Source organism: Streptomyces sp. NPDC002690 (genome assembly GCF_053592415.1).
On the sequence record NZ_JBSFVR010000656.1, the window covers coordinates 1 to 2,111 of the forward strand.

At 75.1% G+C, this 2,111-nt stretch carries 1 protein-coding gene; it reads right to left on the reverse strand.

The window, feature by feature from the left end:
- Nucleotides 1-31: 31 nt before the first annotated feature.
- On the reverse strand, nucleotides 32-2,017 hold the full coding sequence (locus ACWD3D_RS36390; RefSeq protein WP_451464936.1) for a polyketide synthase dehydratase domain-containing protein: 1,986 nt from the start codon (nucleotides 2,015-2,017) through the stop codon (nucleotides 32-34).
- Nucleotides 2,018-2,111 lie beyond the last annotated feature (94 nt).

Below are 2,111 nucleotides of genomic sequence, written 5' to 3' on the forward strand. Positions count from 1 at the left end.
GGGCTGTCGCGGAGTAGGTGTCACCACAGGCTCAACGGCCTGCCCGCCGCGATAGCTGCTCTGATTCGGGCCCGCACCTAGAGCTCGCCTTCGCCACGGGGCCGGCGGCAGCAGTGGTCGCCCCGGCCGCGGCCGCCGCCAGCGGCGTCAGTCGTGGTGCCGTCAACTCGCCGTTTCGCAGGGCTAGTTCCGGCTCACCGACGGGCAGAGCGGCCGGGTCGAGCTCGGTGTTCTGGTCGAGGTCGACCAGGACGATCCGGCCGGGGTTCTCCGCCTGCGCGGCGCGCACCAGACCCCAGACGGGAGCCTGGGCGAGGTCGACGGTGTCGCCGGGCCGCACCGCCACCGCGCGGGTGGTGCGGACGACGAGCTGCGCTTCGCTCTCGGCATCGAGCCAGACCTGGAGCCGCGCCAGCACCTCGGTGGCGACGGCCTTGGCCGCCTCGGGGGTGTCGCCCGGCGCGCTGTCCACGGTCAGCAGCTCGTACGCGGCGCCGGCAGCGGCGGTCTCGGCACGGCTGCCGACCGGGACCCAGTCCAGTCGCAGCAGCCCGGCGCTCGTGCCGGGCACCAGCTGTTCGGCACTCACCTCGCGGCTGACCAGCGACCGAACGTCCAGCACCGGACGGCCGTCCAGGTCGGCGACCGCGATCTCGGTCTCCTGCTCACCGCGTATCCGGCGGAGCCGGACCCGCACCGCGCCGGCACCGGCCCGGTGCAGCTCGACCCCGTTCCAGGAGAACGGCAGCAGCGTCGTACCCGCGCCGCCGTCGGCGACCAGGTCGGCGTGCATGGCGGCGTCCAGCAGAGCGGGGTGCAGCAGGTACGCGGCGGCGCTGTCGGCCTCGGGCAGTTCGACCTCGGCGAACACGTCGTCGCCGGCGCGCCACGCGCGGTGCAGGCCCTGGAACGCGGGCCCGTAGTCGTAGCCGCGCTCGGCCAGCCGGTCGTACGCGTCGGCGACGGGCAGTTCTTCGGCCCCGGCCGGCGGCCACACCGCCAGGTCGGCGGCCTGCTCGACGACATCCGCCGGGGGCGCGAGCACGCCGGTGGCGTGGCGGATCCACTCGCCGCCGTCGGTGCGGGTGTGGATGTGGATCGCGCGGGTGCCGTCCTCGGCCGCCGCGGCGACGGCGACCCGCAGTGCGGCGGCGTCCGGCAGCAGCAGCGGACGCTCCAGCGTCAGTTCCTCGATCCGGCCGCAGCCGAGGTGCGCGCCGGCCCGCAGCGCGATCTCGACGAAGCCGGTACCGGGCAGCAGCACCGTACCGAGTACGCCGTGGTCGGCCAGCCAGGGCTGGGTGGTGTGCGCCAGGCGGCCGGTGAAGACCACGGTCTCCGAGTCCGGGCCTGCGACGGCTGCGGCCAGCAGCGGGTGCGCCAGCGCCTCCTGGCCTGCGGCGAGTCCGGCCGGACCGCCACCGGGAGCGCCGACGCCGTCGAGTCCGTCGAGCCAGTAGCGGCGGCGCTGGAAGGCGTACGTGGGCAGGTCGACGAACCGGCCGGTGGAGCCCGCGAAGAACGCGGCCCAGTCGACCGGGCCGCCGCGGGCGTGGACCCGGCCGAGTCCGGCGAGGACGGTCTCCTCCTCGTCACGGTCCCTGCGCATGGTGGCCGCAAACGCGAGGTCCGCCTCGCCGGCGCTGTCCCGGCCGGCGGCTGTCAGCACCGCGTCCGGACCGAGCTCCAGCGCGGTGACGACGCCGCGCGCCGCCAGGGTCCGGACGCCGTCCGCGAACCGCACCGGTTCACGGACCTGCCGCACCCAGTAGCCGGGGTCGCACCACAGTTCCGTGTCGACCGGTTCGCCGGTGACCGAGGAGACGGCACCCAGCGTGGGCGCCGAGTAGGTCAGTCCGGCGGCGACGGCCGCGAACTCCTCCAGCATCGGGTCCATCAGTGACGAGTGGAAGGCGTGGCTGACCCTCAGCTCGGTGGCGGTGACGCCCTCGGCGGCGAACTCCGCGCAGATCCGGCGCACGTCCTCGGCCGGTCCGGAGACGACCGTGGCGGCCACAACTCCGCGATCCCGCGCTCGTCGAGGTCCAGCAGGCGGGCCGCCACGGCGTACTCGTTGTTGAGGTCGGTGCCGAACATCGGCGGGTCGTCGC